This window comes from Streptomyces sp. (genome assembly GCF_031181705.1).
Lineage (GTDB): Bacteria > Actinomycetota > Actinomycetes > Streptomycetales > Streptomycetaceae > Streptomyces.
Map to the genome: position 1 here is coordinate 1 of NZ_JAPSKN010000192.1, position 7,868 is coordinate 7,868.

The window sequence follows — 7,868 nt, forward strand, 5'->3', positions numbered from 1 at the left end:
CTTGTCGGAGTCGACCATCGCCAGCTCCGGGCCCTCGGCGAGCTCGGCGTCGAAGGAGGCCTTGATCTCGGCGCCCTCCGGCAGGGCGTCCAGGCCCTTCCAGATGCCGCCCAGACCGTCGTTCGGGCTCAGGCCGGCCGCGGCCAGCTTGTCGCCGTACTGCGCGAACGTCTTCGGGAAGAAGGCGCGCACCACGTGGCCGAAGACGATCGGGTCGGAGACCTTCATCATCGTGGCCTTCAGGTGCACGGAGAACAGCACGCCCTGGGCCTTGGCCTCGGCGACCTGCGCGGTGAGGAACTCGCGCAGCGCGGCGACGCGCATCACGGAGGCGTCGACGACCTCGCCCTGCTGCACGGGCACGGACTCGCGCAGCACGGTGGTCGTGCCGTCCTCGCCGACGAGCTCGATGCGCAGCGCGCCGTCCTCGGCGATCACCACGGACTTCTCGGTGGAGCGGAAGTCGTTCTCACCCATGGTCGCCACGCTGGTCTTGGACTCGGCGGTCCAGGCGCCCATGCGGTGCGGGTGGGACTTGGCGTAGTTCTTCACCGAGGCGGGGGCGCGCCGGTCCGAGTTGCCCTCACGCAGGACCGGGTTCACGGCGGAGCCCTTGACCTTGTCGTAGCGGGCGCGGATCTCGCGCTCCTCGTCGGTCTTCGGGTCGTCCGGGTAGTCCGGCAGCGCGTAGCCCTGGCCCTGCAGTTCGGCGATGGCCGCCTTGAGCTGCGGGATGGACGCCGAGATGTTCGGCAGCTTGATGATGTTGGCGGCGGGCGTCTTGGCCAGCTCGCCGAGCTCCGCGAGGGCGTCCGGGATGCGCTGGTCCTCGGTCAGGTACTCCGGGAACACGGCGATGATGCGCCCGGCCAGCGAGATGTCGCGGGTCTCCACCGGGACACCCGCCTGCGAGGCGTACGCCCGGACCACCGGCAGGAAGGAATACGTCGCCAGGGCGGGGGCCTCGTCAGTGTGCGTATAGATGATGGTCGAGTCAGTCACCGGGTGCTCCGCTCCACGTCTGCAACATTGCTCGACATCAAGATATCTCGTGATCGACCTCGTCTCGACAGGGGTCGGCGACCGGTTTCGGGCAATCGGCCGACCTGCCGTGACCGGCCGGACACGGGCCGTCGCCGACCGTCGCACCCCGGGTGCGGACCACGGCCGGCGACGCCGTGCGCCTAGTCGAACCGGACGGACGTCATCCCGCCCGCCTCGATCTCGCCGGTGCGCTGCTGCGGGATCACCACCGCGCCCTGCTGCAGGGTCACCGTCCGGGCCGGGGCGGGGATGCGGATGCCCTCGGCGCGGTACCGCTTGTGCAGGCGCTTGATGAACTCGTGCTTGATCCGGTACTGGTCGCTGAACTCGCCGACGCCCAGGATGACCGTGAAGCCGATGCGGGAGTCGCCGAAGGTGTGGAAGCGGATGATCGGCTCGTGGTCGGGCACCGCGCCCTCGACGTCCCTCATCGTCTCGGCGATCACCTCGTTGGTGACCCGCTCCACGTGCTCCAGGTCGCTGTCGTAGGCCACGCCGACCTGGAGCAGGATGGTCAGCTGCTCCTCGGGGCGCATGAAGTTGGTCATGTTCGCCTTCGCGAGCTGACCGTTGGGGATCACCACGAGGTTGTTGGACAGGTTGCGGATCGTCGTCTGCCGCCAGTTGATGTCCTCGACGTAGCCCTCCTCGCCGCTGCTGAGCCGGATGTAGTCACCCGGCTGGACGGTCTTGGAGGCGAGGATGTGGATGCCCGCGAAGAGGTTGGCGAGGGTGTCCTGCAGCGCGAGCGCGACCGCCAGACCGCCGACGCCGAGGGCGGTGAGCAGCGGGGCTATGGAGATCCCCAGCGTCTGCAGCACCACCAGGAAGCCGATCGCCAGGACCAGGATCCGGGTGATGTTGACGAAGATCGTGGCCGACCCGGCGACACCGGAGCGGGACTGGGTGACCGAGCGCACCAGCCCGGCCACCACCCGCGCCGCCGACACCGTCGCGACGAAGATCAACAGCACCGTCAGCACCTGGTTGGTGGTGTGCTGCACCGCCCGCGTCAGCGGCAGCACGGCCGCCGCGCCCGCCGCGCCGCCCACCACCGCGGCCCACGGCACCACGGCGCGCAGCGCGTGCACGATGACGTCGTCCCCGCCCCAGCGGGTGCGGTCGGCGTGCCCGCCCAGCCAGCGCAGCAGGACCCGCAGCGCGAACGCCGCCAGCAGGCCCGAGGCCAGGGCGATGCCGGCGAAGAGCAGATCGTCCACGGTGAGCGTCCGGTTCACCGGTCACCTCCGGGGAGGGCAAGCGCGGCGAAGGCTGCCGTCGCCGGCGGTCGGATGTGCAGTGTCGTCACGTCGTCCCCTGCTCGTTTCCGAAAATCTCCGTCGGTGTCCGACCACCCTGACCCGAGGTCGGCCGGACCGTTCATCCTGCCGCATCCCGCACGGGGGTTCGTACCGCGGACGGGGGTGAGGGGAGCGTGAATCAGCGCACATGACGTACTGTCACGTGGCCTCTCTCACAGGTCCGTGTACGACCCGTGCCGTCCGGCAGGCGAAAGGGGCGGCGCCCTTCGGGCTTTCGGCCGGGACGCCCCCGCCGTGCCGGAACGTCGGCGGCCAACATCACGGAACACGCCGGACACGGCGTCCTCCTCGGCGCCCCGCGGGTCGCACCAGCGGGCGAGTTCCGGGCCGCCCGGCGACCCGCGGGAGGCGCCAGCGGGCGCGTCCCGAGCCACCGGCCACGGCGTGCCCGGCGACCGCGGCGATCACCGGCTTCGACAGCCACCTGCCGGGCCGGCCCCATCGGGCCGTCCCCTCCGGCTCCACCCGGTTGGCGCGCCCGGTGCCGGGGGCCCTGAGGCCGGCGCCCGCGCAGAAGATGCCGCCCTCGCCCCACAGCATGGCCACCCGGGTGGTGAAGTCCCGGCCGCGAAACCCGATCCGGCACGCCACCGGGTCGGTCAGATCACCTTCAGCCGCACCAGCGCCGCCAGCGTCAGCGCGCCCGGCACCAGCGGCAGCCAGACCGTGACGACCCGGAAGGCCAGCACCACCGCCGTGGCGACCGCGGCGGGGCCGCCGGCCGCGACCAGCGCCATCACCAGCGCCGCCTCCACCGAGCCGATCCCGCCCGGCGTGGGCACCAGCGCCACCGCGCACGTCGCCGCCAGATAGGCCACCGCCATGTGCGCCGCCGGCACCTCGAGCCCCAGGGCCCGCCCCACCAGCACCAGTACGGACGCCTGCAGCGCGGGGAACGTCAGCGCACCGCCCCACAGTGCCAGGGCCCGGGCGGGCCGGGTGTGCACCTCGCGGGCCTCGCCGAGCGCGGTGCGCAGGAAGGACAGCAGGGCCGTGCGCAACCGCCGGACCAGGACGAGCACGGCCACCGCGATCACCAGCAGCGCTCCGCCCCCGGCCAGCAGCGGGCCGAACGCCGTCTCCGGGACCAGCGCGCCGAGCCGCAACGCGCCGGGGAACGCGAAGAACAGGGCACCCAGCAGGGCCACCCGGCCGACGCTCTCCGCCAGCAGGTACAGGGCGAGGGCGGCCGAGGAGCGGGCGAGCGGCAGCCCGCACACCGTCATGAACCGCAGGTTGACCGCGCTCGCGCCCAGCCCGGTCGGCAACAGGTGGTTGGCGGCGCCCGCGGCGAACTGCGTGGCCAGCAACCGCCGTCGGGGCAGCCGCTCGACGACCGCGCCCTGCCGGGTGCAGGCGGCGGCGACCCAGGTCAGGCAGGTCGCGCCGGCCGCGGCCAGCAGCCACGGCCACTCGGCGGTGCCGAGATGGGCGAACCCCTCGGCCAGCACCGCGCGGTGGCGCACCGCGACCACGGTGACGAGCAGGAGTGGGAGCAGGCACAGGGCCTGCCGCAGGAGGCGGACCGGGACGCGACGGGGGAGTCGTCCCGGGCGGATGTCGGGGAGTTGGACCGCTGTCACATCCGCAGAGGCTTCCCAGGCCGCGCCAACGGCGGGTTGCGGGAGCGCTGCCTGGGGATTGCCTGCGGGAAGCGGCTGTGTGGGAAGCGTCATCGGGGCCTTTGCGCGGACAGTCGGGGGAGAGGGGGATCGGGCCGATTGTGCGGGATGTCGGGGGTGTGAGGCGAGCTCCTTGACCTCAAGAAGGCTTGAGGTGCTGCGTGCCGCCCCATGAGTGTGGAGACACTGAGTACGCAGCCCACGGCGTGGACCCGGCTGCACAGCCTCATGAACGCCCGGGAGGAACACCGCCCCTTCGCCCCGGCGACCCTGCGCCGCATCGGCCGGTTCGCCCGACCGCACCGGCGCCGCATCGTCTCGTTCGTCCTTCATCGCGCTGATCGCGCTGATCGCGCTGATCGCGGTCGCGGAGGCGGCGCTCGGGATCCTCGGCCCGCAGCCTCTCGGTCACCCTTCATACGCACTCGTACGGGCGCCCTCGTCTCCCGGCTCGACAACGACGCCCTCGGCGCCCAGCGCGCCTTCAGCGACACCCTCTGACCCTGTCCCGGCAGCTCACCCTGCTCGCGCTGGTGCCGCTGCCGGTGTTGGTGGTGGGGTGAACGCCACCCGGGTCCGGTGCGTACCCCTTGGGAGTACCACGACGGCCCACACCCGGAGAGGCGACGTGTCCCAGCAGCGACCGACCGTACGGACCACCCACCGGACCCCGTCCCGCCCCCGGCGCCTGCGCGCCGTCGCGGCGGCCGGGGTCCTGGCCGTGCTGCCCCTCGCCACGGCCTGCGGCGGCGGTGACGACGGCCGGGCGGCGGCGGAACCGAGCGCGTCCGGGGCGCCCGCCGCCGGGGTCGTCGCACCGGCCAAGGTGGAGGTGATCGCCGGCCTGGCCGGCTGCACGGCGAAGATCCGCACCGAGGCGGACGAACTGCGCGAAGGCGTGTGCCACACCCCGAAGGGCGACTTCCTGATCACCACCTTCCCGGAGGAACGGCTGAAGGAGACCTGGCTGGAGTCCGCCCGCGTCTACGGGGGCACCTACCTGGTCGGCATGCGCTGGGTGGTCAGCGCGAAGCCCGGGATGCTGGAGCCGCTGCGCGCCAAACTCGGCGGCACCATCCGGGAGTTGTCGGGCATCGGCCCTGGCCCGGACAGCTCCTGACCTCATCGCGGGCGACTCATCCCTTCCGGTTTCCGCAGGTGGACGTCATGATGGTGCGACTCGGCACATGAGCCGCCCCCCTTGTGTCGGCATCGCAGATTGAGTCCACCGTGGTCGCCACCTTCCGTCGCCACTCGCTCGCGGGCGAGATGCTGGTGCTGCAGCTCGCCATCGTCGTGGTGGTGCTGCTGGCCGTCGCCGCCGTCTCCCTCGCCCAGTCGCGGGCGACGTTCGACCGCGTCGAGGGGCGCCGGGTCAGCGCGCTCGCCGAACAGCTGGCCGCCAACCCACTGGTGCGCAGCCAGCTGGCGCGGCCCGCCCCCGGGGAGGCGCTCGCCCCGCTGGTGCTCGCCACGCAGGCGCAGTCCGCGGTGACCTCGGTGACGATCGCCGACGCCGGCGGGCGGATCGTCAGCTCGACGAATCCCACGGTCATCGGCGAGCGCATGCCACTGGGGCCGGGCACCGACCGCGGCCGGGGCTGGTCCGGTCAGCTGACGCTGGACGGCAACCGTGAGCTGGCCGCCCAGGTCCCGGTCCTCGGCGCGACCGAGCAGAACCTCGGCCGGATCCTCGGCACGGTGATGATCGGCGAGTCCGCGCCGACGGCCTGGCAGCGGCTCGGTGGCGCCTCCTCCTACCTGCTCGCCCACCTGGGCGTCGCCAGCGGCCTCGGCGTCGCCGGCTCCTGGCTCCTGGCGCGGCGGGTGAAGCGCCAGACCCTCGGACTGGAGCCGCGCGAGATCGCCGGGCTCGCCGAACACCGCGAGGCCATGCTGTACGGGATCGCCGAGGGCGTGGTCGCCCTGGACCCGCAGCACCGGCTCACGTTCGTCAACGACATGGGCCGCCGGCTGCTCGACCTGCCCGAGGACTGCGTCGGCCAGAGCCTGGACGGCCTGGGCATCGACGGGCGGCTGCGCGACGTGCTGGCCGGGACCGCCGCCGGCACCCGGGACGAGGTCGTGGTCCGCCACGGCCGGGTCCTGGTGATGAACCGGATGACCGTCGCCAAGGACGGCCGGCTCCTCGGCTCGGTCACCACCCTGCGCGACCGGACCGAACTCGCCCGCCTGGAACGGGAGATCGGCTCCTTCCGCAGTTCCTCGGAGCTGCTGCGCGCGCAGGCGCACGAGTTCGCCAACCAGCTGCACACCATCTCCGGGCTGATCCAGATCGGCGAACAGGACGAAGTGGTGCGCTACATCCGCGCGTTGAACCAGCGCCGCCAGTGCCTGGACGTCACCCTCAGCCGTCGCGTCCGTGACACGGCGGTGGCCGCGCTGCTGATGGCGAAGGCGTCCCTCGCGGCCGAGCGCAAGGTCAGTCTGCGGATCTCCGAGGACACCGCGCTGGAGCGGCTGGCCCCGAAGGACGCCGCCGACGTGGCGACCGTCGTGGGCAACCTGGTGGACAACGCCGTCGACGCCGCCGCGCGGGACGACGAGGCGTGGGTGGAGGTGGCGCTGCGGCAGGACGCCTCCAGCGTGGAGATCGTGGTCCGCGACTCCGGCCCCGGAGTGGCCCCCGAACCGGCCGGCGAGGTGTCCTCCCACGGCTTCACCACCAAGGCCGCACGGGAGGGCGAGCGCGGCATCGGACTGGCCCTGACCAAGCTGGTCTGCGAACGGCACGGGGGAGAGATCTCGGTGTCCAACACCCCCGGCGGGGCCGTGTTCACCGCACGCATGACCGTCAGCCACCTCACCGGCACGGTGGCGGAAGGAGCGGACCGATGACCGCAGCACAGGATCCGGCGCAGGGCTCGGCCCCGGACCCGGCCCGGGCTCCGCGGCCGGGCGGCACGGACGTGATCGGCGTGCTCGTGGTCGACGACGACTTCATGGTGGCCAGGGTCCACCGCGCCTACGTCGAACGCGTCGAGCCGTTCCGCGTCGTCGGCGTCGCACACACCGGAACCGAGGCGATCGAGGCCGTGGACGCACTGCGCCCCGACCTCGTCCTGCTCGACCTGTACCTCCCCGACATCTTCGGCCTGGACGTGATCCCCCGGCTGCGCAGCGCCGGCCACGACTGCGACGTCATGGTGATCAGCGCCGCGCAGGAGGCCGGCACCGTGCGCGGCGCGGTCCGCCGCGGCGTGGTCGACTACCTCCTCAAGCCCTTCGACTTCCAGGACCTGCGCGTCCGCCTGGAGCGCTACGCCGCCCAGCGCGGCCGGTTGCTGACCGCCGTCGTCCGCGGCCAGGCCGACGTGGACCGGGTCCTGGCGGGCGCGTTCGCCCCGGCGGTGGTCCACACCCTGCCCAAGGGCATGAGCGTGGAGACCGCCGAACTCGTCGAACGGGCGCTGCGCGAGGCGGACGGCACCCTCTCCGCCACCGAGTGCGCGGCCCTGACCGGCGTGTCCCGCGTGAGCGCCCGCCGCTACCTCGAGTACTTCCACAGCACGGGCAGCGCGGAGGTCTCCCTGCGCTACGGCGCGGCGGGGCGCCCCGAGCGCCGGTACGCCTGGCGGGTGTGAAGCCGAACGCCGTTGAGCCGACTGGCGCGGTGAGCCGGGGCGCGGGGCCGGAACGCCGGGAGGGCGGCGCCCGCCGAGACGGTCTCGGCGGGCGCCACCCGGGGTGGATCGGAGTGGGTCGCGGGTGCGGCTGGGCTACTTGGGGTCCCGCTCGAAGAGCGACTTCGACCAGAAGTAGCCGAGGGCGGACAGGCCCACGCACCAGGCGATGGCGAGCCACCCGTTGTGGCCGATCTCCGTTCCGAGGAGCAGTCCGCGCAGGGTCTCGATGGCGG

At 72.9% G+C, this 7,868-nt stretch carries 6 protein-coding genes and 2 pseudogenes; 4 read left to right on the forward strand and 4 right to left on the reverse strand.

Annotated features, from left to right (window positions below):
• The 3 genes from RIN80_RS24945 to RIN80_RS24960 form a co-directional block, all read right to left on the reverse strand.
• On the reverse strand, positions 1-1,002 hold a 1,002-nt coding region (locus tag RIN80_RS24945; RefSeq protein WP_309097897.1), incomplete at its 3' end, for an NADP-dependent isocitrate dehydrogenase.
• 182 nt (positions 1,003-1,184) lie between these two features.
• Positions 1,185-2,282 carry a mechanosensitive ion channel family protein gene (locus RIN80_RS24950; protein WP_309097898.1) on the reverse strand — a complete coding sequence of 366 codons (1,098 nt, stop codon included), beginning with the start codon at positions 2,280-2,282 and terminating at the stop codon, positions 1,185-1,187.
• A 683-nt stretch (positions 2,283-2,965) separates the two neighbouring features.
• Positions 2,966-3,949: a YbhN family protein gene (locus RIN80_RS24960; protein ID WP_375141807.1), complete on the reverse strand. Its 984-nt coding sequence runs from the start codon at positions 3,947-3,949 to the stop codon at positions 2,966-2,968.
• 225 nt (positions 3,950-4,174) lie between these two features.
• Between RIN80_RS24960 and RIN80_RS24965 the strand changes: the two are divergent.
• The 4 genes and pseudogenes from RIN80_RS24965 to RIN80_RS24980 form a co-directional block, all read left to right on the forward strand.
• Positions 4,175-4,545 (forward strand): annotated as a pseudogene (locus RIN80_RS24965) (ABC transporter ATP-binding protein); the annotation flags it as partial.
• A 71-nt stretch (positions 4,546-4,616) separates the two neighbouring features.
• On the forward strand, positions 4,617-5,108 hold the full coding sequence (locus tag RIN80_RS24970; protein ID WP_309097899.1) for a hypothetical protein: 492 nt from the start codon (positions 4,617-4,619) through the stop codon (positions 5,106-5,108).
• Between the two features lie 110 nt (positions 5,109-5,218).
• Entirely contained in the window at positions 5,219-6,847 is a 1,629-nt protein-coding gene (locus tag RIN80_RS24975; RefSeq protein WP_309097900.1) for an ATP-binding protein, read from the forward strand.
• Entirely contained in the window at positions 6,844-7,593 is a 750-nt protein-coding gene (locus RIN80_RS24980) for a response regulator (protein WP_309097901.1), read from the forward strand. Before RIN80_RS24975 ends, RIN80_RS24980 begins: the two co-directional genes overlap by 4 nt.
• 135 nt (positions 7,594-7,728) lie before the next feature.
• On the opposite strand, the pseudogene RIN80_RS24985 reads toward RIN80_RS24980, so the two are convergent.
• Positions 7,729-7,868: pseudogene (locus RIN80_RS24985) on the reverse strand (ABC transporter permease); the annotation flags it as partial.